Below are 24,161 nucleotides of genomic sequence, written 5' to 3'. Positions count from 1 at the left end.
ATGTTTAAAAACGTTAAAACAATTGTTGTTTTACTTTTGTTAGGCTCTTTCGGTGTAAATGCACAAAATAAAGTTCCGGTTTATCTAGATGATAAAAAGTCAATTAATGAACGTGTAGAAGATGTGCTTTCTAAAATGACAATCGATGAAAAAATCGCCATGATTCATGCGCAATCAAAATTTAGTTCACCTGGTGTGCCGCGCTTGGGAATTCCTGAAAACTGGATGACCGATGGACCACACGGAATTCGTACGGAGGTTAAATGGGATGAATGGGATCAGGCAGGTTGGACAAATGATTCTTGTATTGCATTTCCGGCTTTAACGGCACTTTCTGCAACATGGAACAAAGAATTGTCTTCTTTATATGGAAAATCAATTGGAGAAGAAGCAAGATATCGTAATAAAAATGTATTGTTAGGACCTGGAGTTAATATCTACAGAAGCCCATTAAACGGTCGTAACTTCGAATATATGGGAGAGGATCCTTTCCTAACGTCAAAAATGGTAGTTCCTTATATCAAAGGAGTACAGTCAAACGGAGTTGCAGCATGTGTGAAACATTTCGCTTTAAACAATCAGGAAACAGGTCGTAATTCAGTAAATGTAATTGTTGATGATCGTGCTTTATACGAGATTTATTTACCGGCTTTTAAAGCTGCTGTTCAGGAAGGTGATGCTTGGGCAATTATGGGATCATACAATAGATATAAAGGACAACATTGTTGTCATAATGAGTATTTATTAAACGATATTCTTCGTGGAGAATGGGGGTTCAAAGGTGTTGTAGTCTCAGATTGGGGAGGAGTTCATGATACAAAACAAGCGATTCATAATGGCTTGGATATGGAATTTGGTTCATGGACGAACGGACTTTCATGGGGAACAAGCAATGCTTATGACAACTATTATTTAGCAAAACCATATTCTACAATGATTGCTAAAGGTGAAATTGGAACTAAAGAATTGGACGAAAAAGTACGTCGTATTTTACGTTTATCTTTCTTAACAACAATGGACAGAAACAGACCTTTTGGATCTTTTGGAACTGCTGAACATGCTCAGGCAGGTTTAAAAATTGCGGAAGAAGGAATTGTATTGCTTCAAAACAAAAACAATATTTTGCCAATTGATCTTTCTAAAACTAAGAAAATTGCAGTTATTGGAGAGAATGCTATTAAAATGATGACTGTTGGTGGAGGAAGTTCTTCGCTTAAAGCAAGATACGAAATCACACCGCTTGAAGGTTTAAAGAAAAGAATTGGCAATCAGGCTGAAATTGTTTACGCTCGTGGTTATGTGGGAGATCCAACAAGTAATTACAATGGAGTAGTGGCAAAAGTAAGTTTAGAAGACAAACGTTCTCCTGCTGAATTGACTGCTGAAGCTTTAAAAGCAGCTAAAGATGCTGATATTGTTCTTTTTATTGGAGGAACAAACAAAAGTGACAAACAAGATGCAGAAGGATTTGATCGTCAGGAATTAGGACTTTCTTACGGTCAGGACCAATTAATTGCAGAATTGGTTAAAGTAAATAAAAACATCGTTTTTGTAAATATCTCAGGAAATGCTGTGGCTATGCCGTGGGTAAAAGAAGTTCCGGGAATTGTACAAGGTTGGTTTTTAGGTACAGAAGCAGGAACTGCTTTGGCGGCAGTTTTGGTTGGAGATGTTAACCCTTCAGGAAAATTATCGTTTACTTTCCCAGTAAAATTATCTGATAACGGAGCTCATGCATTAGGAGAGTTTCCGGGTGGAGATGACGTAACATACAAAGAAAGCATTTTTGTTGGATACCGTTGGGCCGACAAACAAAAAGCAAAACCATTATTCTCTTTTGGACACGGTTTAAGCTACACGACTTTTGAATACGGAAAAGTAACGGCAGACAAAAAACAAATGTCAGCTGGAGATCAGATTACATTTTCTGTTAAAATCAAAAATACAGGAAAACGTGAAGGTTCAGAAGCAGTTCAGCTTTATATCAGTGATTTGAAATCATCATTGCCACGTCCGATAAAAGAATTGAAAGGTTTTGAGAAAATTTCGCTTAAAGCGGGAGAAGAAAAAATAGTAACATTTACAGTTGATAAAACAGCATTAAGCTTTTTTGATGATAAAAAACACGAATGGGTTGCTGAACCTGGAGACTTTGAAGCAATCATTGGTGCATCATCTACAGACATAAAATCTAAAGTGGGCTTCTCACTTAAATAGTTTTTATCATTTCTAAATTGGTTGGTTGTAAAGCTGCAATTGTAAAAGGTTGCAGCTTTATTTTTAAATTATTTTACCATTAAGAGATTGAGAAATAAGCTTAAAAATATTTTACCATTAAGATATTAAGTTGATTAAGCTTTGTGTTTAACTAAACTTGAAAAAGGTTTTTACCATTAAGATATTAAGTTAATAAAGCTTTGTGTTTACTGTACTTAAAAAAAATGCATTAAGAAAATTAAGTATTGCGACTTAATGAAACTTAATATCTTAATGGTTCAAAAGCAAAATACTTTATTGTTTAAAAAAATAAATGACATGAAAAAAATTGTACTAAGTGCTTTGGTTTTGTTTTTAGCACAGAACCTTTCGGCGCAGACCTTAAATAAAATGCAATGGTTTAATGAACCTGAAAAATGGGAAATTAAAAACAATGCTTTGATTATGAATGTTACTGCTAATAGTGATTATTGGCGTATTTCGCATTACGGATTCACGGTCGACGACGCGCCATTTTATTATACAACTTATGGCGGAGAATTTGAAGCCAAAGTAAAATTAACCGGTAATTATATCGCTCGTTTTGACCAAATGGGATTAATGCTTCGTATTGACGAGAAAAACTACATTAAAACCGGAGTTGAATTTGTTGACGGAAAATTTAATATCAGTACCGTTGTAACGCACGATAAAAGTGATTGGAGTGTAACAACTCTGGATAAAGCACCGCCATTTGTATGGATAAAAGTGGTAAGAAGATTAGATGCTGTTGAGGTTTTCTTTTCGTATGATGATAAAAATTATATTCTTACCAGAAACGCACCATTGCAAGACAATACACCGGTTATGGTTGGTTTAATGGCTGCATCGCCAGACGGAAAAGGCTTTGAAGCCAAATTTGAAAATTTCAAAGTAACACACTTACCGGATCAACGCAGATTAGAGTGGCTTAAAAATCATCAGGAGTAAATAATTAGATAATTGAGATAATTTGAAAATTAGATAATTATGTAGTTTTGCAAAAAGCTTTGCGAACTTTTCATTGCGATCTTTGCGTAAAACCTTGCGAACTTTGCGGTTAATTAAACTCAATAAACAACTAACCATTAACCATTTTTTTATGATTGATATTAAACCAAAAAAACATTACGAAATTCTTGATGGCTTGCGTGGAGTAGCCGCAATTTTAGTAGTTATTTTTCACATTTTTGAAACCTTTAATGAAGGAAGCCGTTTTAAACAAATAATGAATCACGGTTATCTTGCCGTTGATTTCTTTTTTCTTTTGTCGGGATTTGTTGTGGCGTATGCTTATGACGATCGTTGGGGAAAAATGAATAAATGGGAATTTTACAAACGACGTTTAATCCGTTTGCAGCCCATGGTAATTATGGGAATGATCATTGGAGCTATATTCTATTATTTTCAGGCTTCAGACACTGTATTTCCTCAAATTGCTGGAATGGAGGCTTGGAAAGTGATTTTAACAATGGTAATAGGGTTTACATTACTGCCAATTCCACCTTCTTTAGAAATAAGAGGCTGGGGTGAAATGCATCCGTTAAACGGACCGGCATGGTCGCTTTTCTTTGAATATATTGCTAATATTATGTATGCATTATTCTTTCGTAAATTCTCTAATAAAGTTCTGGGAATCTTTGTTTTAATCTTCGCAGGAATGCTGATTAATTATACTGTTTTTGGACCAAAAGGAGATGTTATTGGCGGTTGGTCATTAAATCTGGAACAAATGAATGTTGGTTTTACGCGTTTATTGTATCCGTTTTTTGCCGGAGTTTTGCTTTCTCGTTTAGGAAAATTAATTCACATAAAAGGAGCTTTCTGGATTTGCAGTATTATGATTTTTGTAATATTCAGCATTCCAAGAATTGGAGACGAAAACAGTTTATGGATGAATGGTTTATATGAATCATTTTGTATTATTCTAATGTTCCCGTTAATTGTTGCGATTGGAGCAGGAGGAGAGATAAAAAATGCGGTTTCGCTGAAAATATGCAAAGCTTTAGGAGACATTTCATATCCAATTTACATCATACATTACCCATTAATTTATTGGTACACCGCTTGGGTATTCGAAAACAAAATCCCTTTAAAAGACGGTTATGTTATCGGAATCGGAGTTTTGGTTTCCAGTATAGTAATTGCCTACTTATGTTTGAAATTCTATGATGAACCGGTTCGTAATTGGCTTCAGGGGAAATTTCAAAAAAGAAAAAAGGTCATTGCAGAAATCGCCGAATAACGAATTGAATTTCTAAATTTTGTTAGTTATAGATATTCAAAAAAGGGATGAAATTTCATGTTTTCATCCCTTTTGTTTTTTAATAAAGATACAAGTAGAGATGCACAGCAGTGCATCTTTTTTTTTGCCACTCCCGATAGCTATCTGGATACAAGATTAAAATGATTAAAAAAAATCAGCGAAAATCCGTAAAACCCGTACAACCCGCGGGCAATATTACACAGCCAAAAAACTAAAAGATTCAAAGGGAAAACTTTGTCCCTTTGAACCTTTGTAACTCTGTACCTAAAAAAAAATTATTCTAAAACTAATGCTCCCAAAGCTTCTTTACTGAAACCTTTCAATTGATCTGTTTTACCAGTTTTAATTTTAGCAACCCAATTTGGATCAGATAAAAGAGGTCTTCCAACCGCAACCAAATCAAAGTCACCTCTGTCGAAACGTCTGTTTAATTCTTCTAGTGAAGTTGGCTCAGAACTTTCTCCTGCAAAAGCACCAAAGAAATCGCTTGAAAGTCCAACAGAACCAACAGTAATTGTTAGCGCTCCGGTTACTTTTTTAGCCCAACCGGCAAAATTCAGGTCAGATTCTTCGAATTCAGGTTCCCAGAAACGACGTTGAGAACAGTGTAAAACATCTACTCCGGCATCAACAAGAGGCGTAAGCCAAGCTTCTAATTCCTGTGGATTTTTCGCCAGTTTATAGTTGTAATCAGAAGGTTTAAATTGAGAAAAACGCATAATAACAGCAAAGTCGTTACCTACTTGTTTTCTAACTTCTTTTACAACTTCAATAGCAAAACGATTACGTTCCGGTAAAGTTTTTCCACCATAAATATCCGTACGCAAATTAGTTTCGGCTCTAAAGAACTGGTCAATTAAATAACCGTGTGCACCGTGAATTTCGATCGTGTCAAAACCTAATCTTTTAGCATCAGCGGCAGCTTTTCCGAAAGCGATAATAGTATCTTCAATATCTTTTTCAGTCATTGTTACACCATTTCTGAAATCAGGTCGGTTTAAACCAGACGGACCTTCAAAAGGAACTGGCGGAACCCATCCTGAATGGTGATTGTCCATAATTCCCATGTGCCAGATTTGTGGCCCCATTTTACCTCCAACAGCGTGAACTTCGTCAATTACGTTTTTCCATCCTTTTAAAGATTCATCTCCATAAAAGTGTGGTACATTGGCATCGTTTGATGAAGAAGCTCTGTCGATAACAGTTCCTTCAGATAATATTAAACCAACTTCACCTTCGGCTCTTTTTTGGTAGTAAGAAGCTACGTCGTTAGTTGGAACTCCATTTGGAGAAAATGAGCGCGTCATAGGCGCCATTACGATTCGGTTTTTAAGATTTAACGTTTTTAAGTTAAATGGCGAAAACAGGTTGTTTGTACTCATAAGTAATTTACAAATTAGATTGAATTAATTTACTGAGTGCTTCAAAGGCACCTTCGTTGCGTTTATAGTAGGTCCATTGTCCAACGCGTTTAGATTCTATAAATCCTGCACGCTGCAAAATAGACAAGTATTCAGAAACTGTTGATTGCGTCAAACCGGCTTTGGCTTGTATTTGACCAACACAAACTCCGTGTTCAAATCCTGAATGCTGAAGCTGATCCGGAAAGTTTATTTCGGGTTCTTTTAACCATTCCAGCATTTGCAATCTGGACTTATTAGATAATGCTTTAAAGATTTCTATATTTTCCATGGCACAAATATATCGACTTTTCCCGATATACCAATTAAAGAAAAAATATTTAGCATAATTTTAAGAAGAGAGGAGAGGATTTATGAAGAAGTATTTATATTTGCTTGTAGATTAATCTCGCAAAGTCACCGAGTTTATGTGCAATATTGTCATTTCGACGAAGGAGAAATCTCCGCGAGAAGCTCTACAAAGATTGGATTTTCGTTGCGGAGTTACTTGTGGAGATTTCTCCTTTGTCGAAATGACAAAAAAACAACCTTGCAAGATTAAAAAAGCCCCAATTTATCTAAAAACATTAATCAAACTATGAAAAAAACTTTACTTATTTTAGGATTCTTATGTTGTGTAATAACCAGCTCAAAAGCTCAGGTTGTTGGAGTTGAAGTAGGAGATATTGCTCCTGAAATTGATCTTCCGGACACAAAAGGAAACAATGTTGTACTTTCTTCTTTTAGAGGAGAATTGGTTTTAGTTGATTTTTGGGCGTCTTGGTGTGGACCATGTACGAAAGAACATCCGGAATTAATAAAACTATACAATGCTTATCCTGATAAGTTTGGAATTTACAGCGTTTCGATGGATACTAAAAAGCCGTTATGGTTAGGCGCAATCGCAAAACAAAAACTTCCGTGGACACAAGTAAGTGATTTAAAATATTGGAAATCTCCAGTTGTTGGTGATTATATGCTTCAATCGGTACCATTAAACTTTTTAATAGACAAAAACGGAATTATTCTAGCCAAAAATATTCATGGAAATGCTTTGAATGAAATGGTGAAGAGTTTATTAGAGAAAAAGTAAAAGCAAATTAAAAGTCAAATGGAATCAAAACTCAGTTTGTCTGAATTCCGCACAAGATTACAGAATAATACAGAGATTGGTTCTCTAAAATCAACATTAGGACAGGTTAGAGTATTTCCTATATCTGGTGTTGCAAAACCTTTTTACGGACTTTTTGATGATAAAAGTTTTCAGTTAACAATAAATTCAATATCGTCGTCAACGCCTTATATTATAAAAGGTAAATACAAGAACATTAATAGTACACTTAAAGTAGATTATAGTGTTGAACTAAATAATAAATTTCAGTTGCTTTGGGTAAAATATTCTCCAATAATACTTATTCTGGCGATAAATATATTTTTTCTGTTTTTTGCAAGAGGACTTCGAAGAGCGTCTACTATTGTTAATTTGTTTTTGCTTTTTATGGCTTTCTATTCGAAATGGAAAGTAGAGAAAAATCGGAAAAAACTAGAACAAAAGTTCATCAGTATTTTTGAAATTATATAAGTTTTATCAATATTCCTAAAACAGCGGCAACAAGTATAACGACTGGTTCCTGAATTTTTTTGATATAAATTAAAGCAAAAACTGTAATGACGGCAATTAATAGTGTTTGGATGTCAATTATGGTTCGGGAAGCAATTACAAAAACAGAACCTACTAATGCTCCAACAACAGCTGCAGTAATACCATCAACAAATGCTTTAACTGATTTGTTTTCTGCAATTTTATGAAAATAAGGAGCCATTGCTATAGTAAATAAGTAACAAGGCAAAAATGTAGCCAGAGCCGCAACCAAAGCACCTAAAAATCCGTTAACGAGATACCCAATAAAACCTACTGTAATTACAACAGGACCAGGCGTAATCATTGCCACTGCAACAGAATCAATAAATTGTTGCTCTGTTAGCCAATGATTTTCGGTTACAACGCCCGAGTGTAAAAAAGGTACAATAGCAAGTCCGCTGCCAAATACAAATGTTCCGGCCTTAGCAAAGAAAATGGCGATTTTTGTTAGAGTTGAGCTTTCATATTCCCAAAATGAAATTTGAAAAAACAAAACCGAATTTAGAGACCTAAAATTCAGCCATTTGGGTCGTGCTTTTATAATCATATATAAAAAACCTATTGCAATAAACAGCAAAACAGGTTCTTGCTGCGTTACAAAAGTTACACTTAATGTAGTAATAAAAAACAGCCATAACAGCCAATTAGCGCGGAGAGACTGAAAGCTAAATTTACCAATAGATTTCACCGTAAGTTTATAAGAGCTTATTGTGATAATGCCAATGACGGCAGCGCCTACACCATAAAAAACAGCTTGAATCCAGGATAATCCCTCATATAATTTATAGACAATTCCTAAGAGTACAACCATTATAAACGAAGGCAATACAAATGCAAATCCAGCCAAAGTAGCTCCTAAAATTCGATAATGCACAAAACCAAGATATATTCCTAATTGCGCAGCTAGCGGGCCCGGAGCTAATTGTGCCAATGCTAATCCTTGTTTATATTCATCTTCTGATATCCATTCTCGTTTTTCGACTAAATCTTTGTGCATATAACCTACAAGTGCAACCGGACCGCCAAAACCAATGGTTCCTAATTTCAGAAAATATAAAGTTAATTCTCTTAATGTGTATTTTGGATTTGTCATAATTGAAGGTGTTTTTAAAAAGCAATTCCAAATTGAAAACCAACTGTAAAAGTAGCAGGATGATCGTTACCAAATCGTACCGGTAAAGGAACAGCAACAAAATAACTGCAATTGTCACTTTTTAGAACAGTTTTATTGATTACAGGCGTTACACCGTATCTTCCGCTGCTTTCAAATGCTGCACGCCCGGCAAAAGTATAACCATTGCCTAAAGCCACTAAAACACCGGGATGAAATAAGACATTAGTTACTTTATCGTGACCGTCTTCGGCTTTTATATTGGGAACAATTTCAAAAGAGAAACCTATTTTAGAGCTTTTCCAGATGTTAATTCCCGTTGGGAAACCTATGGCATAATAATCTCTAAAGTTTAGAGTAGTTTGCTCGTTACTAACAGTTACAATAGGATGAAGAATGCCAAAATATCCTGTAATTTTAGGATAAGTGGTTTGAGCAAAAATTGGCGCGCTTAATAAGAATAAAGCAAGAATAACAAAGTGTTTCAACGAATTCATAATAGTTTGGTTTTACAAAACAAAACTATACAGACTTGAAAACTATAAATAGAATGCTATTTACCTTTTGTATCAGGATTACTTTTTCCGTGCATTTTTTCGGTATGAAGAAGGATTTTTGCCCGTATGCAATTTGAATATTCTTGTAAAGTGACTTTGGTCTGAAAAGCCCGTCATATAAGCAATTTCGGTAAGCGTATAAGTCGAATTCTGAATCAGATTTATGGCTTTTTCGATACGTAATTTTCGAACATAATCTCCAAAATTTAAATCTTCAAAATATTTAGAAAATTCGCGGGATAAATAGGAGGGATTGAGATCTAAATCATTTGAAATTTTTTTGAGATCAAAAGTAAACTGAGTATCAATTTGATCCTGAATAATGGCTTTTAAATCCTTAACCCATAATGGTGTTTTCTGGTTTGATTTTTTTTCGATTAAAAATTTATTATAAACTTCATGAAGTAAATTCTCGAAAGGACTGTTTTGCAAATGATTTTGTTTGTACAAATGTGTTGCCCAACTATAGAGTGCATCATAAAGGATCATTCCGTTTTTTAGCAATTCAGCATCGTTTGTGATATTGTGCGAAAGTCCCGCCGAAATAGCCCATAATCCCGCTGATTCTTTTGTAATATCATGTTTGTCCGTATCTGCACCGCGAACAATTTTTGCCATGATTAAAACCGCAGGATCACTAATCTGGTATTTTTTTATAATGTAATCAAAAGTACATTCTTCGTTATAATGCGTAAATTCTACATTAGGAATGTCAAACGGAATCGCATTTAATTCTTCAGCTTTAGCGATAACTTCGTCAAAGGGAACATAAATAAATTCAGCTTCGTGATCAACAAACTTTTGTATTAACCACGGACACGCAATTCGGTCAATTTTGGGTCTTTCTCTAGTAATCCATTTCATTGAAGTAAGTTGAATGTTAATTAGTTGTTTCTAAAATCAAAAATAAAGCTAATTTACATTTTAATAATATTTGGATCGTTTTTTAAATTAAAAAAGTCCGATTCGTTGAAATCGGACTTTTTAATGTGAATCGCTATGTGGCTTCTTAACACCTCCAAAATTTGTTTTGAGGATTTCTCTAATTTGGAGTTGAGTTTTATTGCGCGTCGTATTTTTCCATTCGTTAAAATCATAAATGTGAATTTGATCCGCATAAGGATTTGTAACGAAAAAAAGCCTTGAAATAGAGAACTTGTAATACTTTAATTCGTGCGAGATATGACGATCCGGTACAACAATAAGAATGGTCTCCCAAGTCAGAAAATCTTTGGGAACATCTTCTCTTTCCGTTAATCCAAGGGACTCGAAAAAGGCATTTATCTTTTGATCGTTGATTTTGTCAATCTTCTGATCAATGCGTTTGATAGTGCTAAGAAGTTTCTCTTCATCTTTAATAACACTCATGATATACTTGTTTTTGTTTGAATTTTAATATAAAATTACATCAAAAGAAAATATTTTAACAAAGTATAGCCAATAGAATGATTCTAAATTTTAAATGCCGTTTTTAGGTTCTAAATCAAAAGAGGAATCGATCCATTTATTAATGATATTTTATTGACTTCTATAACCGGTTTCGAAGAATAATGACCAATGAAAGCATTGAAGATTCTGAAAAGAAAACAGACTTTCTATTGTTTATAAAAAGATTTGTGCTAATGTTTTACGTTTTAAGCTCCGAATGTATTTTATATAAAAATATTTCCTAATATTGATCTTGTAAAGCAGATAAAGAGATTTTATAATTGCTTTAGGTTCAACTATATATTTCTAAAACAAAGTCATTCCAAATGCTGCACGATTTTCCGTTTTATTTAATCATTGTTATCGTTATTCTTTTATTAATAATGCTGAGCAATAAAATCAAAGTTGCTTACCCTGTTTTATTGGTTTTAGGAGGATTGGCAATTAGTTTTATTCCGGGAATTCCGGTGCTGCGTATCGATCCCGAATTGATTTTCGTTATTTTCCTTCCGCCTTTATTGTATGAAGCTGCGTGGAATATTTCCTGGAAAGAATTATGGCGTTGGCGACGTATCATTTGTAGTTTTGCTTTTTTAGTCGTGTTTTTTACTGCATTTTCTGTGGCTTTGGTAGCCAATCATTTTATTCCCGGATTCTCACTGGCGCTTGGTTTTTTGCTTGGTGGAATCATTTCTCCGCCAGATGCTGTCAGCGCAGGAGCGATTCTTAAATTTGTAAAAGTACCCCGCCGAATGTCTTCTATTTTAGAAGGCGAAAGTCTCTTAAACGACGCATCTTCGCTAATTATCTTCAGATTTGCATTGATAGTAGTCGGAACAGGTCAATTTATTTGGCAAGATGCTATTGCAAGTTTCGGCTGGATGTTAGTGGGCGGAATAGGTATTGGAGTTGCAATAGGTTTCGTAGCCATGAAATTGCATAAATATTTGCCTACAGATGCTAACTCTGATATTATACTTTCTCTCGTGACACCCTATATAATATATATCGCTGCCGAAGAAGTGCACAGTTCAGGCGTTCTTGCCGTAGTGAGCGGAGGTTTGTTATTATCGCATTACAGACTTTCGTTTTTAAGCAGCAGTTCGCGTCTGAAAGGTGTTAATGTATGGGAAAGCTTCTGTTTTATCCTAAATGGCTTAATATTTATGTTTATCGGACTTGATTTGCCCGAAATAGTTTCAGGACTCGGAGATGTTAGTCTTTCGTCTGCAATTGGTTACGGATTACTAATTACAGCCGTGCTTATCGTGGGCAGAATTTTATGTGCTTTTAGTGCCGTTTTTATCACTCTTATTGCCAGAAATTTTATAAAAGTGGCAGATGCGAGACATCCGGGTTTTAAAGGCCCAATTTTAATAGGCTGGACCGGAATGCGCGGCGTAGTTTCTTTGGCGGCAGCCTTATCAATTCCCGTGCAATTGAGTGATGGAACGCCTTTTCCGCAACGAAATCTGATTTTGTTTATCACCTTTGTAGTAATCTTAACCACTTTGCTTTTGCAAGGATTGACATTGCCTTATTTAATTAAGAAGTTTCACCTGAAGGATCCTGATTATACATTGCCGGATGAAGAAATCTACAATCAGATCAAAAGAGAATTGACAGATCATGCCTTAAATCATCTTAGAACTACTTATGGCAATGAGTTAGAGAGACAGCCCGTTTTACAGCAAATCGCTTGTAAATGGGAAGATATTAATCTAAATACGAGCAATAGTATCCTAATGTCTGACGAAGCCAAAGTTGTTTACCTGAATCTGCTTGAGCATCAGCGAAATTGGCTTTTGGATCGAAATAAAGAAGAAATTCTGGATGAAGAAATTATCCGCAAACATTTGCTTTATCTGGATTTAGAAGAAGAGAAATTGCAGTTTATATAATCTTCAGGAAAGCATTTCTAATCTTTAACGTTTCCAAAACCTTATTTTTGTTTGATTTTCATAACTTTGCTGAATGAGTGATCAAATAGTTTCTAAAACAGCCGATTTTAATACTTCTGACTTAAAACTAAAAGGATTTAAAGTTTATGAAGTAAGTAACGATGTGAGTGCAATTCCAACGTATAACCGCAGAGATTTTTATAAAATTTGTATTAATACCAGCAAAAGCCTTATTCATTACGCAGATCGCGGAATTGAAACTGACGGAACTATATTATTCTTCGGAAATCCGCATATTCCATATTCATGGGAAATTATTTCACCCGCCTATAACGGTTATGCCTGTGTTTTTACCGAAGAATTTCTAAAGGCAAATGATCGCTCAGAAAGTCTTCATGAATCGCCTTTGTTTAAAATCGGTGGAACTCCTATATTTTATTTATCTGTTGAACAAGAGTTGTTTGTGGCTTCGTTGTTTAAGAAAATGATTGAAGAACAGGATACTGATTATGTTTTTAAAGACGATTTAATTCGCAATTACATCAACCTGATTATTCATGAATCGATGAAAATGCAGCCAACGGAAAACTTCTTTAAACATAAAAATGCGTCATCCCGAATCACCTCTTTGTTTCTGGAATTATTAGAAAGACAATTCCCTATTGAGACAAAAAACGAACCATTGGCATTAAAAACGCCTCAGGATTATGCACAAAGTCTTGCAGTTCATGTTAATCATTTGAATCGTTCTGTAAAAGAAATTACCGGAAAGCCAACCACAGCACACATTACCGAAAGAATCATCAGCGAAGCAAAAGCATTATTGCATCATACAGATTGGAGTATCTCAGACATTGGATATTCCCTTGGATTTGAATATCCGAGCTATTTTAATAATTACTTTAAAAGACTTACCGGAACAATTCCGAAATCGCTAAGAACGTAAATTGTTTCATATTCTTAATTTTTTGTTTGAATATTGTTATTTCTAATTGTTGTTGTCAAAGTAATTTTGCCCTGAAATAATTAGTACTAACCCCTTATCGGTTTTTTTGCTGACTAAATACAACTTCTATAAAGCGCATTCTAGCTTTCTGATTTAGTTCTCAGCACCGATATTAAAAAACAAATAATTATGAAAGAACCAGAAAATCAATTAAATGAATCTATTTTCCCGAAAGGAGATTTAGCTTCAGCGGATTATTTTATAGGAAAAGCATGGGTGAAGATGTTGGTTCCAAATGATCCGGTTTTACATACAGCCGTTGGAAATGTAGTTTTCGAAGCAAAAGCAAGAAACAATTGGCATACACATCCGGGCGGACAAATTCTTATCGTTACCCAAGGAACAGGTTATTATCAGGAAGTTAGCAAACCAATTCAATTAATAAAAGAAGGTGATGTTGTAAACATTCAGCCCGAAATTAAGCATTGGCATGGAGCTTCTCCAGATGGCGAATTTACTCATATCGCAATCAGTACAAATACAGAAAAAGGTATTGTAGACTGGCTTGAACCGGTAACCGATGAACAATACAATAGCTTTAAATAATTAAAGAAAAAGTGTTGTTCTAGTCTGACAATTAATTAACAGGGTAATGTCAGATCATTTTTAAATTAAAAATCAATCTCAAAAAATCATTTTTATGTCAACACTTTATACCTCAGTTATTGAAGAAGGAAAAATCCCAAATACATTTATGACTGGCGATGTTTCCTATAAAAAACAAACGAGTAATATTCACCCCGATAATACCGTAATCAAAGAAGTTGCCTTTGAAGCCGGCGCAAGATGCAACTGGCACATCAATCCTAGTTTGCAATTGCTTATTGCAACAGACGGAATTGGTTATTTTCAGGAAAAAGGCAGTGCAATTCGATTGCTTCATAAAGACGAAGTTGTTACTATTTTACCAAACGTAGAACATTGGTATGGCGCAACACCTTTCAGCAAGTTTTCGCATATTTCTATTATCACAGAAATCGACAAAGGAAAAGGAATCTGGCTGGAAAGCGTTACCGATGAAGAGTATTATAGCTTTGGGAATAGCTCAATTAGATAATTAGATAATTCTGAAACTTGATTAATATTGAATTTCAATTTAATGATTTCAATTCAAAATTAGTCTGCTCATTTTTGTCATCCCGAGGAACGAGGGATCTCCGCGAGTAGCTCGACAAAGATTGGCAACATATTCCACAGAAAGCAAAGGAAAAAAATCTGCTCAATCTGCTCAATCTGCGAGAAACAAAAAAACTTTACGTTTTTGTGAGAAACAAAAATCAGCAGAATCAGCGAGAAACAAAAAACAAACCAAGACAAAGAAAACTTAGCGTCTTAGTGCCTTCGTGCCACATTCAAACTGAAACAAAAAAACTTAAAACAAACATTTTCATGGAAACAAAAAACATAAAAGCCTTTGGTACAGAAGCTGCTGAAGCCCCGTTACAAACCTTAGACATCAAGCGTAGAACAGTACTGGCGCACGATGTAGAAATAGAAATTTTATATTGCGGAATCTGCCATTCAGATTTGCATTCAGCCAGAAACGAGTGGCATGGAACCGTTTATCCAATAGTTCCCGGACACGAAATTGTTGGTCGAGTAACAAAAGTTGGAGATCACGTAAAACATTTCAAAGTTGGCGATCTTGCAGGAGTAGGATGTATGGTAGATTCTTGTAGAGAATGTGAGCATTGCAAAAATGATTTAGAGCAATTTTGTGATGAAGGAAGCATCTTAACATTCAATTCTCCAGACAAACATTTAGGCGGACAAACATTTGGAGGATATTCCCAAAGTATTACAGTCGATGAAAATTATGTATTACATATTTCAGATAAACTGGATCTTGCCGGAGTTGCACCATTACTTTGCGCCGGAATCACTACTTATTCTCCACTAAAACACTGGAAAGTTGGTCCTGGACAAAAAGTAGGAATCGTTGGTATTGGTGGTTTAGGACATATGGGAATCAAATTGGCAAAAGCAATGGGTGCTCATGTGGTAGTTTTTACAACTTCATTGTCTAAAACCGAAGATGCAAAACGTCTTGGAGCAGATGAGGTAGTTTTATCTACAGATCCGGAGCAAATGGCTAAATATGCCAAAACATTGAACTTTATCTTAGATTGCGTATCGGCAGAACATAATATCGATTCGTATTTGAATTTACTAAAAGTAGACGGAACGCTAACTTTGGTTGGCGCGCCTATGGAACCACTTCCTGTAACTTCATTTAGTCTTTTATTAGGAAGAAGAAGTTTTGCAGGATCAGCTATTGGCGGAATCGCAGAAACTCAGGAAATGCTGGACTTCTGTGCAGAACACAACATCACTGCCGACATCGAAATAATTGGTGTTAACGATGTAAATAACGCTTACGAAAGATTACTAAAAGGAGATATTAAGTACCGTTTTGTAATTGATATGGCTTCCCTAAAGTAGCTAAGTTACTAAGGTTCTAAGTTTCTAAGTATAAAAAAACTTGGAACATAAAAAAAGCTAAGTCTCTAAGCTAAAAAAAAACTTAGAGACTTAGCAACTTAGTACCTTAGAACCTATAAAAGGATTATTTTTTATCCAAATCCTGTTTCAACATTTTGGCGTGCTCTAAATGAGCCGTAAGAGCCGAAATGTTATTTGACGCCCAAAGCTTTACATCTTGATCTTTGGCTTCTTCAGAAGCTTTAGTCAATTCTTTAATCGCTTTTTCGTGTCCGTCGATCATCATATCAGCGAACTTTTTATCAAAATCAAGACCAGATTTTTCATTTAGTTTGTTGTATTCCTCTTTTCCATCTTCGGTAATCGAAGTAGGTAAAGTGAAGTTTTTGGCTTTTGCCAAAGCACTAACTTCAGAAGCCGATTTGGTATGTTCATCAACGAGCATTTTTCCAAATTTCTTCACCTCAGGATTGGTACTTTTTGTTTGTGCCAGTTTTCCGATTTCGATTTCAGCAAGATTCACTTCTGCGATATCTACTAAAAATTCCGAATCATCTTTTTTCTCCGCAATAGAGTCAAATTTGGCTTCGTTTGTGTCTTCAGCAACTTCTTTGGGATCTTCTTGTTTAGTTTCATTTTTACAAGAATTCAGAAATAGTATAATTAGTCCTGCTCCCAAAATTGCTTTTCCGGCTATTAGTATTCTTTTCATGATTTTATAGTTTAAATGTTATAATGTAAAATTATCGAGATTGTAAAAGAATGTCTTACAGCATTTTTAGATAATGTTACAGGATTTGGATATTATGCTTTTATTGTAGGTTATTTTGTAATAGAAATAGTTTTATATTAGCACAGGAAAACCGATTTTCAAACCAATTACGAGTTATGATAAAACCATTACAATTGCCTTTACTTATTATGATACTTCTCTTTGTGAGTTGTCAAAAGAAGATTAGTGATTTAGAATTCGAAAAAAATGTAATGACCGAAATTTTTCCAAGTTTGATTGATTCTACTTGTTATGATTCAAGAATAACGTTTAGTAAACCTCCTATTTATGGACAAGAAAATTGTGACTTAGAGGGACATATTATCAGCATTGACTCAACAAAAGGCACTGAAGAACAAAAACAAAAAATAGAAGAATGGAAGCGTAATCAGGGAGAAATTGAAAAAGATACTTCGAAAATAATTATAGCATTCAATCCCGAAATTGAGAAGAGTAATGAAGATTTAAAAGGATACTTAGAACAGTATTTTAAAGGCGCTAAATCTTTTTATCCAATTGTAGAAGGAGATTCTACCAATATAATAGATTTCAAAAATATTCCAATTAAACATAGATTTGAACTTAGAAACATTTCTGAATTTCCAAAAGATAAATACGAATTTTGGAGAAAGAAATATGATTTTGTTTTTTCCGGTGCTGTCTTTTTTACAAGAATACAATTTGATAAAGACAAAAAGTTTGGAGTCTTAGACGGTGGGTTTTCTTGTGGAAGACATTGCGGAAACGGTTTTAGAATCTACATTAAGAAACGAGGGGAAAAATGGGTTATTGATAAAATTGAAGAAACTTCGGTTGCTTAAATAAGGCTACAAATTAATTTAAAAGAGAATTAAAAATTTATGAAAATACTTAAAAAAATCGGTGGAATTTGCTTAATGATAGTAGCAGTCATATTGTCGTTTGTTCTACTTATTACTTGTTTTAAAACTGTTTTTGATTGTATAAGAGAAATTAATAAAAATACATCAGAAGGAATAGGGTATACTTTGGGCTGTTTGTTTATGATTGTTTTAGTTATTTTATTAATCAGATTTATGTTTAAAAGAAGTTTGAAATTAATAAGAACTAATCCTCAAACTGAAGATTCAATTGATGATATTGGGGTATAATTTGAAACATAAAACTAAATATGAACCAATAAAGCCTTAAATGAAATATACAATTTACCTTATTCTATTTTCTACTTTAATAATTTCCTGCACGCCAAAATCAAAATTCAAAACTATTGATTTTATAAGTTTTGAAATGACGGTTCCTCAAAATTGGAATAAAATTATAATTAGAGGAACAGATAGTTATGTTGGAGGAATAGTTACGGATCAAAAAGACACTTTGATTTTTGATATTGGTGGGTATTCCGGGGATGTAATGAAAAATGATTTTCCATTGGTTTATGACAAAAAAGGTTATGACGAATTAAGTAAAGAACAAAAAGGACGCTTGAAAAAAGCAAAATATCTAGTTGTAGATTCATTGTCAGGTGATATTGACTATAAGAAATATCTAAAGCAGAAATTTGTTATGCAGAAAATAGATTGTTTTAATGCAAAATTAATTACTCCCACAAATAAAGAGCTTGGAACAACCGGACTTTTTATTGATAGCTTAGAAGGAAGTACAAAAGAATATAATAAAGTGAGTATGTCATTTTATGGGCGAAATTTGAAAGAGAAAACAGAGAAACAATTTATAATTGCACTAAAAACTATTAAACTTAGAGACTACTGCCATTAACAAAAAAAACATGAACGAAAGATTTACCTTAACCGGAGGCGCACGAATTGGAAGAGCAAATGCAAGTTATCCTTTTGCGAAACTAGATGTTGATAAGAATGTTTTAAAAATAGACGCTTCGATTGTGGGGAATCTAATTTTTCAGGCGAAAGATATTTCGAATTAAAACCTTATAGATCAATTCCTGTTATAGGAAACGGAATTAAAATCATTCATAGAATCGAAAATTATAGTTCAGAAGTAATATTTTGGACTTTTAAAGATCCAAGTTTTGTACTTAAAGAAATTGAAAAAACAGGTTTTTTGAGTAATACAAATAGCATTTTAAGCGAAGCCGATTTAGAAATTATAAAGAAACAGGGGCAAGGCAGTTTTCCGATCAAAAAATCAGCAGTTATATTTTTTGTACTGATTTGGAACCTACTTTTATTGTGGTCTTTCATTCCAATTTTTACTAATCCGCAAGAAAAAGGCTTTTCGATAGGAATTGGAGCCAATATTGCACTTGGATTTGTTTTTTTAAGTTCAATTTCAGCCTTGATTTCAAAGAGTTTCAGAACATTAATATTGAAAGAAGGACGAAATTTTGAAGACATTAAGAAATTCCTTTATTTTATAATCCTCGTAACAGGAATGTTATTTATTTCTTTTACGGTTGCAAGGTTTAATTAAAAAAATCATCTTCGCAATGAACACATCAAACACAATCATAAAAACAGCCACACCAGCAGATTTGCCAGGAATTGTAAAGCTTCAGAAAGAAAATCAAATCGCTCAGGGCGGAAGTTTATCAGCTGAACTTACGCCGGAGCAAATTCAGGAAATGATGAGCGATATGCCTCAAATTGTCGCTATTGTAGATGATGAGGTTGTTGGGTTTTTATTGACGACTTCTCAAGATGTAAATAAAAGGCGAAATGTGGCGATTGTAGACGCGATGTTTACTTCGTATACCGGTAATGCTGATTCGTACATTTACGGGCCTGTATGCGTTAGTAATACACAACGCGGAAAAGGTTTAGCGCAATTGATGTTTAGAGAGCTTTTGCAAAAGGAACCCAATCGAGAAGGAATCTTATTTATTAAAAGCGATAACGAAGCTTCTTTAAGAGCGCATGAAAAAATGGGAATTAAAAAAGTAAGCAGCTTTAAGTTTAATAATGCCGATTTTGATGTTTTTGCTTATTTGTTTCCTTCATACGAAAGTTAAAAATATTGTTTACACAAATAGAATTACGAATCCCAATTCCGAAAGAATTGGGATTTTTTATGCCTTAATTTTAAAGATGGAAGCAAGGGTTAATTGTGAAATTTTAATGCTGTTTTTGTAGTCCTTTTTGAAGTAGAATATGCTCAATCGGTTTCTGTTTCAAGATTAATTTCTACGATAAATTTTGTGCCAGGAGATTAATATTGGAAAAATAAAAAAGGATAGGGGTTGTATCGCAAATGAATTTTTAAAAATGAAAAACCTTCGAGAAATATGATTTTTTACCCTTATAAATTTTATTCGGAATATTTAGACTCAAAAAGTATCAAGGAGTTGAAAGATAATAGGGGAGTTTTTTTGCGCCAATTATTAAAATTAGAGACATAAAAAGTGAAAAAATAAAAAAGTACTTAGATTTTTAAGATGTTAATTAATTACTTTATATAAAGTTTTAAAAGTATTCTTTTTAAGTTGTTTAGATTAATGCTATAATGTGAAGTTATGGAAATTTTTTGGTAAAAAACAGTAAATTTTGCGGCAATACTCCCTAGAAGTAAGCGAATTTTTGATGCTCGATTTCTCTGTGATTTTTTTAGTTCTCTTGTGCCGATTTTGCAATTATTTGGATGTATAAAATTATAGTTTTGGCCTTTTTTAATTCTATCTTTTGTGTTTCTGATGTGATTTTTGACTTTGCTTTCTTAAAAATCCGTTCAGAGGGTTTTTAGATTTTTTTTATTTGAAATATTATATTTTATTTATTATATAAATATGTTATTATGTTAGTATTAGTTTGTTTTATATAAACTAATAATTTATGTTATTGAATTGATTTGTTTTAATTTTAATGCTGAAAAATTTGACTTAAAAAAGCTCTGGATTGCAAGTAGGACTTTTGTTTCTTTCTCGAAATTGTCTAAACATTCGGTTAGAGAAATTTGTTCAGATGAGTTTGTTCTAATTTGTTAGCAAATTTAAAATAATAATTCATTCTTATTTTAAATAATAAAAACATGTTTAGTGTTGATTATCAGTGGCTTTAATAAGTTTTATTTAAATGTTTACTTTTATTTTAAAATCAGTGTAAACTCTTATTTATGCAGACAATCAAAACTACAAACGGTGTGCTTTTGAAAAGTTATTCGTTGATTTACTTTTTCATTGTTAGCATTCATTTCGGAACCGAATATTTTTAGAGATTGCTGTTTTTCGTCAAAAAAACATTTGACTCTTGGTTCCTTTTGTCACAAAGAAGTTAAGATGCAAAATGATTTTTGTGGCAAATCCTGCGATGTAATTAAGAGTGAATTTTGTAGTCCAAAAGTGTTTATTAAAATGAAAGATCAATAAAGGAAATCAAAAGTATTTCGTGCAGAAATTTGCTGAAAGCGATCCATGCATTAGATTAGCAAGATGAAGCTATTTGACGTAACATTTTAAAGAAAAATACCATTGGTACTAGTTAGCTGATTCAATCGAAAAAAAGTTAGTTAATAAGCGCTTAATGGCTTCTTTAAATTAATACAAATAAAAAACAGCTCCTTAGAGCTGTTTTTTATTTGTTGTGACACAAAGTATGTGTTGATCTAAGTTTTTCCGTCTCTGATTAGATTTAGGGCATTATTTAACACGTTGGGTGTAATTATCGCATCTGTTTTACTTCGCTCGGGTCATAAAAAAATCTAACACGAAGCTCGTTATGTGCGTTTAAATAAGTAAAACGCCTTTATTAAAGCTAAAATACGATGTTTCTGTCTGTTAAAACTAATTTATAGTTATACGTAAAACTTATTTTTTAGGAGTTTCATCTTCCGGCAGGATTACTTTATTAAGTTCAGCTTCTTTTTCAGCCCTTTTTTGCGCTGCTTTTCCTTTTCCAATTGGGATTCCTGCCGTTATATACAAAGATCTGTTGTAAACATTTGGACCGTCGCCTTTCATTACGGGCACCAATCCGTAGTAATATTGAACCGTAAAATTCAAACCGTTTCCAACATTCATGTGATAACCTGCGCCAAGTGCAATTCCTGCATCAATAACACGTATTTGATCTCTGATATTCTTTTTATAAACCACATCATCTTTATCGTATTCTTTCTTGAATTGGTCAAAAGCCTTGGCTAATAAACCAAATTGAGGCCCGGTTTTGAGGTAAATTCTGTTTTTGAATTGGTATTTAATTAAAATCGGAACGTTAAAATAGCGGATTTCGCGATTAACACTTCCTCCGGCAAACGTACTATCCAGATTTTCATCGTTTAAGGAATACACCGGTAAACCGTGCGCTCCCATTGGCGATTTTACAATAACACCTGTATTGATCATCCATGCCGGATTTTTTTTAGATCTAATATCAAAATAAAAACCAAGATTAAATCCGGGTTCAGTGCCGGAAGTATCCAAACCGGAAATCGTAGAGAAATTGACACCGCCTTCTAAACCGAATTCTAAAAATGGAGAATTAAGTTTGTCTCCAAAAATCAAGGAAATTAAAACTTGTGATTGAGCAGGAGCAAAGCAAAGCAATGTGATAAGCAATAATAAACCTTTTTTCATATAATTGGGTTTAAAGTCCAAAACGATACTGAAGACCACCTAAAACTTGTGTACGGCTGCCTAAGAAACCAACTTCTGCACGAAACATAATATGTTTATTGTATTGAAATTGAGTTCCTATCAGGAAGTTCCACATGTCTTTTGGTGCTTTTTGAAGCGAATATTGAACAGATGAATCACTAGCTGTACTCAAAGCACCGTCTAAAGATGTTAAGAATGTTCCGGCTTTTTCGAGTGCCCGGTTTGCAGTATTATGTTTGGCAACATTTATTGGATTTGCTTGTTGTGCGGGCGTTAATCCATTCCACCAATTGTCTACTTTAGTTTGATTGTCGGTTACTTTTGTCAATCCTTCGTCGACTTTTTCCTGAGCATTGCTTAAATCAAATACGTCAGACATTGCAATGTTTCCGTTGGTATCTCCGGAAATATGAACTCTAAAACCACCAACCCAAAGCGCAATATTTCTTTCGGGTTTATTCAATTTAAAAGTTTTACCCAGTCTAGGCCCAAAAATATAAGAAAACGCAGGTTTGTCTAAAGAGCTTATATCGGTCCAGGACATATTCATATCGAGGGCAAACCAGCCGCCTCCAATACCTATGGTTGGCGTTAAACCGAGTCCGAATGTAGTGGCATTAAAATTTGCTTTAGTGCTAAAACTAGCAACTTGCGACCAATTATTATCAGCATCAGGAACCCAAATTCCAGCATTGATTTTGGTTGCAGTATTTGCTTTTCCAAAAATCCCGTACACATTCAAAAAGGGAAGCAGCCAAATATCAGGTCTGATCGTTAAAGCTCCTGCTTCTACAGAAGATTTATCAAAACGAACAATTTCGTCCAAATTATACATAGGACCATTATTAAAACCTACTTCTAAGTCATTGATGATAATCTCAGAATCCTGCCAAAAATAATTTACAGAAAGTCCTGCAGAGTAAGGTAAGTTATATCCTTTTTGGGCCACTTTTTCTCCCCAGATAGGCAAAGCATAAGGGTAGTTTTCGATTTTAAGACTATCTTTAAGAAGCTGATTTTTTTGCCCTACGATTTTATCGGTGTAAACCTGTGCAAAAATCGGCATGCTAAAGAATAATAAGGCTAATATTAGTGTATTACATTTCATTGATTTTGTAGTATTATAAAATTATTTAAAATAGAACTGCGTAAAAAAAATATGTACTAATGTATTCTTAAAGAAATGTCTTCTTATCTTTTGTATTTCAATAAATTGGATTAAAAATGGATAGGTATTTTGTTTTTGTATTATATGTTAATTAGTGTTAAAGTTAAATAAATTTTCTTACCAGTTGCAATAATTTTCGAGAAAGTGCACATTTTTTGCGAAAAATTTTCAATTGGATTTGTAAGGCATTTATTCTTTTTGAGGAACATCATTTCTAAATTTTTAAGTTTTTGAATCGAAATAAATAGTATTTTTGTGCCGTGAAATGGATAACAATTATATTATCAGTTTATTTAATGGCACTTTCAAATATGCCCTGTGCAGATATGGAAGTAAATAGTGCTGCTCATAAAACTGCCCAGTTTTCATCAGAAGCAAATCATTCGCACGATAAAGACAATGATTTATGTTCACCATTTTGCGCTTGCAATTGTTGTGGTGCACAGATTTTGAGTTATCAAACTACTGCAAGTTTTGATTTCCCTGTCCTTACTTCAATTATTTCAATTCAATTACCAAGTTATAATTCTGTTTTTGCTTCCAGTTTCTACGGAAGTATTTGGCAACCCCCTCAAATAGCATAATGATTGCCCGTCCCGACGTTTCGGGATTTGGGTTAGAGAATTGTGGATTTTCCGCAGTATTAAAATAGGCAGCACTTTGCCTGATTTCTCACATCATTATACCATTA

General features: G+C 33.8%; 26 protein-coding genes. 17 read left to right on the top strand and 9 right to left on the bottom strand.

From position 1 onward, the window contains the following. From LPB88_RS19590 to LPB88_RS19580, 3 genes are all read left to right on the top strand, one after another. Positions 1–2,217: a glycoside hydrolase family 3 C-terminal domain-containing protein gene (locus LPB88_RS19590; protein ID WP_230717371.1), complete on the top strand. Its 2,217-nt coding sequence runs from the start codon at positions 1–3 to the stop codon at positions 2,215–2,217. Positions 2,218–2,535: 318 nt separating this feature from the next. After that, on the top strand, positions 2,536–3,186 hold the full coding sequence (locus tag LPB88_RS19585; protein ID WP_230717370.1) for a DUF1349 domain-containing protein: 651 nt from the start codon (positions 2,536–2,538) through the stop codon (positions 3,184–3,186). A 151-nt stretch (positions 3,187–3,337) separates the two neighbouring features. After that, complete coding sequence (locus LPB88_RS19580) at positions 3,338–4,480, top strand: acyltransferase (RefSeq protein ID WP_230717369.1); 1,143 nt, start codon at positions 3,338–3,340, stop codon at positions 4,478–4,480. A gap of 296 nt (positions 4,481–4,776) precedes the next feature. Here the strand turns inward: LPB88_RS19580 and LPB88_RS19575 are convergent, their stop codons facing one another. Together LPB88_RS19575 and LPB88_RS19570 are read right to left on the bottom strand one after the other, a co-directional pair. Further along, positions 4,777–5,883 carry an NADH:flavin oxidoreductase gene (locus LPB88_RS19575; protein ID WP_230717368.1) on the bottom strand — a complete coding sequence of 369 codons (1,107 nt, stop codon included), beginning with the start codon at positions 5,881–5,883 and terminating at the stop codon, positions 4,777–4,779. A 7-nt stretch (positions 5,884–5,890) separates the two neighbouring features. Beyond that, entirely contained in the window at positions 5,891–6,193 is a 303-nt protein-coding gene (locus tag LPB88_RS19570) for a helix-turn-helix transcriptional regulator (RefSeq protein WP_230717367.1), read from the bottom strand. A 306-nt stretch (positions 6,194–6,499) separates the two neighbouring features. On the opposite strand from LPB88_RS19570, the gene LPB88_RS19565 reads away from it, so the two are divergent. Then, a complete protein-coding gene (locus LPB88_RS19565; protein ID WP_230717366.1) occupies positions 6,500–6,994 on the top strand; it encodes a TlpA disulfide reductase family protein in 495 nt (164 codons plus the stop codon). Between the two features lie 18 nt (positions 6,995–7,012). Then, positions 7,013–7,483: a hypothetical protein gene (locus LPB88_RS19560; RefSeq protein WP_230717365.1), complete on the top strand. Its 471-nt coding sequence runs from the start codon at positions 7,013–7,015 to the stop codon at positions 7,481–7,483. Here LPB88_RS19560 and LPB88_RS19555 read toward each other — a convergent pair. From LPB88_RS19555 to LPB88_RS19540, 4 genes are all read right to left on the bottom strand, one after another. Continuing rightward, positions 7,476–8,636, bottom strand: coding sequence for a chromate transporter (locus LPB88_RS19555; protein WP_230717364.1), 1,161 nt, complete (start codon positions 8,634–8,636; stop codon positions 7,476–7,478). The two genes, LPB88_RS19560 and LPB88_RS19555, sit on opposite strands and share 8 nt — an antisense overlap. A 14-nt stretch (positions 8,637–8,650) precedes the next feature. Further along, on the bottom strand, positions 8,651–9,151 hold the full coding sequence (locus tag LPB88_RS19550) for a hypothetical protein (RefSeq protein ID WP_230717363.1): 501 nt from the start codon (positions 9,149–9,151) through the stop codon (positions 8,651–8,653). Between the two features lie 78 nt (positions 9,152–9,229). Next, positions 9,230–10,075 carry a chromate resistance protein ChrB domain-containing protein gene (locus LPB88_RS19545; protein ID WP_230717362.1) on the bottom strand — a complete coding sequence of 282 codons (846 nt, stop codon included), beginning with the start codon at positions 10,073–10,075 and terminating at the stop codon, positions 9,230–9,232. 120 nt (positions 10,076–10,195) lie between these two features. Then, on the bottom strand, positions 10,196–10,579 hold the full coding sequence (locus LPB88_RS19540) for a hypothetical protein (RefSeq protein ID WP_230717361.1): 384 nt from the start codon (positions 10,577–10,579) through the stop codon (positions 10,196–10,198). 386 nt (positions 10,580–10,965) lie between these two features. Here LPB88_RS19540 and LPB88_RS19535 point away from each other — a divergent pair, with 386 nt between their 5' ends. The 5 genes from LPB88_RS19535 to LPB88_RS19515 all read left to right on the top strand — a co-directional run bounded on the left by LPB88_RS19535 (position 10,966) and on the right by LPB88_RS19515 (position 15,988). Beyond that, the gene (locus LPB88_RS19535; RefSeq protein ID WP_230717360.1) at positions 10,966–12,540 is read left to right on the top strand and encodes a Na+/H+ antiporter; all 1,575 of its coding nucleotides are present in this window, start codon (positions 10,966–10,968) and stop codon (positions 12,538–12,540) included. 73 nt (positions 12,541–12,613) lie between these two features. Further along, positions 12,614–13,486 carry an AraC family transcriptional regulator gene (locus LPB88_RS19530; RefSeq protein WP_230717359.1) on the top strand — a complete coding sequence of 291 codons (873 nt, stop codon included), beginning with the start codon at positions 12,614–12,616 and terminating at the stop codon, positions 13,484–13,486. 189 nt (positions 13,487–13,675) lie between these two features. Next, complete coding sequence (locus LPB88_RS19525; RefSeq protein WP_230717358.1) at positions 13,676–14,092, top strand: cupin domain-containing protein; 417 nt, start codon at positions 13,676–13,678, stop codon at positions 14,090–14,092. A gap of 94 nt (positions 14,093–14,186) precedes the next feature. After that, entirely contained in the window at positions 14,187–14,603 is a 417-nt protein-coding gene (locus tag LPB88_RS19520) for a cupin domain-containing protein (RefSeq protein WP_230717357.1), read from the top strand. Positions 14,604–14,935: 332 nt separating this feature from the next. Then, entirely contained in the window at positions 14,936–15,988 is a 1,053-nt protein-coding gene (locus LPB88_RS19515) for an NAD(P)-dependent alcohol dehydrogenase (RefSeq protein WP_230717356.1), read from the top strand. 124 nt (positions 15,989–16,112) lie between these two features. On the opposite strand, the gene LPB88_RS19510 is transcribed toward LPB88_RS19515, so the two are convergent. Beyond that, entirely contained in the window at positions 16,113–16,700 is a 588-nt protein-coding gene (locus LPB88_RS19510; RefSeq protein WP_230717355.1) for a DUF4142 domain-containing protein, read from the bottom strand. A 176-nt stretch (positions 16,701–16,876) separates the two neighbouring features. Here LPB88_RS19510 and LPB88_RS19505 point away from each other — a divergent pair, with 176 nt between their 5' ends. The 6 genes from LPB88_RS19505 to LPB88_RS19480 all read left to right on the top strand — a co-directional run bounded on the left by LPB88_RS19505 (position 16,877) and on the right by LPB88_RS19480 (position 19,725). Beyond that, complete coding sequence (locus LPB88_RS19505) at positions 16,877–17,581, top strand: hypothetical protein (protein ID WP_230717354.1); 705 nt, start codon at positions 16,877–16,879, stop codon at positions 17,579–17,581. Between the two features lie 39 nt (positions 17,582–17,620). Continuing rightward, a complete protein-coding gene (locus LPB88_RS19500; protein WP_230717353.1) occupies positions 17,621–17,890 on the top strand; it encodes a hypothetical protein in 270 nt (89 codons plus the stop codon). Positions 17,891–17,930: 40 nt separating this feature from the next. Further along, a complete protein-coding gene (locus LPB88_RS19495) occupies positions 17,931–18,515 on the top strand; it encodes a hypothetical protein (RefSeq protein WP_230717352.1) in 585 nt (194 codons plus the stop codon). 10 nt (positions 18,516–18,525) lie between these two features. Beyond that, positions 18,526–18,681 carry a hypothetical protein gene (locus LPB88_RS19490; RefSeq protein WP_230717351.1) on the top strand — a complete coding sequence of 52 codons (156 nt, stop codon included), beginning with the start codon at positions 18,526–18,528 and terminating at the stop codon, positions 18,679–18,681. A 137-nt stretch (positions 18,682–18,818) separates the two neighbouring features. After that, the gene (locus tag LPB88_RS19485) at positions 18,819–19,187 is read left to right on the top strand and encodes a hypothetical protein (protein ID WP_230717350.1); all 369 of its coding nucleotides are present in this window, start codon (positions 18,819–18,821) and stop codon (positions 19,185–19,187) included. Between the two features lie 16 nt (positions 19,188–19,203). After that, positions 19,204–19,725 (top strand): GNAT family N-acetyltransferase, encoded by a 522-nt coding sequence (locus tag LPB88_RS19480; RefSeq protein WP_230717349.1) that lies wholly within the window; start codon positions 19,204–19,206, stop codon positions 19,723–19,725. A gap of 1,788 nt (positions 19,726–21,513) precedes the next feature. Here the strand turns inward: LPB88_RS19480 and LPB88_RS19475 are convergent. Then, positions 21,514–22,281, bottom strand: a complete 768-nt coding sequence (locus LPB88_RS19475) for a porin family protein (RefSeq protein WP_230717348.1) — start codon at positions 22,279–22,281, stop codon at positions 21,514–21,516. 10 nt (positions 22,282–22,291) lie between these two features. Then, the gene (locus LPB88_RS19470) at positions 22,292–23,410 is read right to left on the bottom strand and encodes a hypothetical protein (protein WP_230717347.1); all 1,119 of its coding nucleotides are present in this window, start codon (positions 23,408–23,410) and stop codon (positions 22,292–22,294) included. A 320-nt stretch (positions 23,411–23,730) separates the two neighbouring features. Here LPB88_RS19470 and LPB88_RS19465 point away from each other — a divergent pair, with 320 nt between their 5' ends. Further along, a complete protein-coding gene (locus LPB88_RS19465) occupies positions 23,731–24,054 on the top strand; it encodes a DUF6660 family protein (protein ID WP_230717346.1) in 324 nt (107 codons plus the stop codon). Positions 24,055–24,161: the final 107 nt, after the last annotated feature.

It is taken from the genome of Flavobacterium sp. JAS (assembly GCF_020991455.1).
In the GTDB taxonomy this organism is placed as follows: Bacteria; Bacteroidota; Bacteroidia; order Flavobacteriales; family Flavobacteriaceae; genus Flavobacterium.
The sequence above is the reverse complement of the archived record's forward strand: the minus strand, read 5'-3'. Positions and strand labels throughout refer to the sequence as shown.

Bases quoted from the DNA above. Each gene is read 5' to 3' on its own strand.
- LPB88_RS19560 (WP_230717365.1), top strand. From the start codon at position 7,013: ATGGAATCAAAACTCAGTTTGTCTGAATTCCGCACAAGATTACAGAAT.
- LPB88_RS19495 (WP_230717352.1), top strand. From the start codon at position 17,931: ATGAAATATACAATTTACCTTATTCTATTTTCTACTTTAATAATTTCC.
- LPB88_RS19480 (WP_230717349.1), top strand. From the start codon at position 19,204: ATGAACACATCAAACACAATCATAAAAACAGCCACACCAGCAGATTTG.
- LPB88_RS19585 (WP_230717370.1), top strand. From the start codon at position 2,536: ATGAAAAAAATTGTACTAAGTGCTTTGGTTTTGTTTTTAGCACAGAAC.
- LPB88_RS19500 (WP_230717353.1), top strand. From the start codon at position 17,621: ATGAAAATACTTAAAAAAATCGGTGGAATTTGCTTAATGATAGTAGCA.
- LPB88_RS19515 (WP_230717356.1), top strand. From the start codon at position 14,936: ATGGAAACAAAAAACATAAAAGCCTTTGGTACAGAAGCTGCTGAAGCC.
- LPB88_RS19555 (WP_230717364.1), bottom strand. From the start codon at position 8,636: ATGACAAATCCAAAATACACATTAAGAGAATTAACTTTATATTTTCTG.
- LPB88_RS19575 (WP_230717368.1), bottom strand. From the start codon at position 5,883: ATGAGTACAAACAACCTGTTTTCGCCATTTAACTTAAAAACGTTAAAT.
- LPB88_RS19530 (WP_230717359.1), top strand. From the start codon at position 12,614: ATGAGTGATCAAATAGTTTCTAAAACAGCCGATTTTAATACTTCTGAC.
- LPB88_RS19470 (WP_230717347.1), bottom strand. From the start codon at position 23,410: ATGAAATGTAATACACTAATATTAGCCTTATTATTCTTTAGCATGCCG.
- LPB88_RS19540 (WP_230717361.1), bottom strand. From the start codon at position 10,579: ATGAGTGTTATTAAAGATGAAGAGAAACTTCTTAGCACTATCAAACGC.
- LPB88_RS19475 (WP_230717348.1), bottom strand. From the start codon at position 22,281: ATGAAAAAAGGTTTATTATTGCTTATCACATTGCTTTGCTTTGCTCCT.
- LPB88_RS19580 (WP_230717369.1), top strand. From the start codon at position 3,338: ATGATTGATATTAAACCAAAAAAACATTACGAAATTCTTGATGGCTTG.
- LPB88_RS19505 (WP_230717354.1), top strand. From the start codon at position 16,877: ATGATAAAACCATTACAATTGCCTTTACTTATTATGATACTTCTCTTT.
- LPB88_RS19520 (WP_230717357.1), top strand. From the start codon at position 14,187: ATGTCAACACTTTATACCTCAGTTATTGAAGAAGGAAAAATCCCAAAT.
- LPB88_RS19565 (WP_230717366.1), top strand. From the start codon at position 6,500: ATGAAAAAAACTTTACTTATTTTAGGATTCTTATGTTGTGTAATAACC.
- LPB88_RS19550 (WP_230717363.1), bottom strand. From the start codon at position 9,151: ATGAATTCGTTGAAACACTTTGTTATTCTTGCTTTATTCTTATTAAGC.
- LPB88_RS19590 (WP_230717371.1), top strand. From the start codon at position 1: ATGTTTAAAAACGTTAAAACAATTGTTGTTTTACTTTTGTTAGGCTCT.
- LPB88_RS19490 (WP_230717351.1), top strand. From the start codon at position 18,526: ATGAACGAAAGATTTACCTTAACCGGAGGCGCACGAATTGGAAGAGCA.
- LPB88_RS19535 (WP_230717360.1), top strand. From the start codon at position 10,966: ATGCTGCACGATTTTCCGTTTTATTTAATCATTGTTATCGTTATTCTT.
- LPB88_RS19525 (WP_230717358.1), top strand. From the start codon at position 13,676: ATGAAAGAACCAGAAAATCAATTAAATGAATCTATTTTCCCGAAAGGA.
- LPB88_RS19510 (WP_230717355.1), bottom strand. From the start codon at position 16,700: ATGAAAAGAATACTAATAGCCGGAAAAGCAATTTTGGGAGCAGGACTA.
- LPB88_RS19545 (WP_230717362.1), bottom strand. From the start codon at position 10,075: ATGAAATGGATTACTAGAGAAAGACCCAAAATTGACCGAATTGCGTGT.
- LPB88_RS19570 (WP_230717367.1), bottom strand. From the start codon at position 6,193: ATGGAAAATATAGAAATCTTTAAAGCATTATCTAATAAGTCCAGATTG.